Origin of the sequence: Methylobacterium sp. J-090 (assembly GCF_022829345.1) — a bacterium.
Taxonomy (GTDB): domain Bacteria; phylum Pseudomonadota; class Alphaproteobacteria; order Rhizobiales; family Beijerinckiaceae; genus Methylobacterium.
In genome coordinates, this window is record NZ_JAKSXV010000102.1 from 1 (window position 1) to 249 (window position 249).

1 protein-coding gene is annotated in these 249 nt (G+C 66.3%); it reads left to right on the forward strand.

Annotation, left to right across the window (positions count from 1 at the left end; genetic code table 11):
• On the forward strand, positions 1-249 hold a 249-nt coding region (locus MKK49_RS21180; RefSeq protein WP_244031863.1), incomplete at both ends, for a sugar transferase.

Consider the following 249-nt stretch of genomic DNA (forward strand, 5'->3'; position numbering starts at 1 on the left):
GAAGCTGCGCCTGCGCCCGCGCGCCTATTCCTACCTCGGCGCGGTGCCGGTGCTCGACGTGTTCGACAAGCCGATGGCCGATTGGGACATCATCGCCAAAAGCGTCTTCGACCGCCTCGTCGGCCTCACCATGCTGGTGGCGCTCAGCCCCGTAATGCTCGCCGTGGCGGCGGCCGTCGCCGTCACCTCGCCCGGCCCGATCCTATTCAGGCAGAAGCGCTACGGCTTCAACAACGAACTCATCGAGGT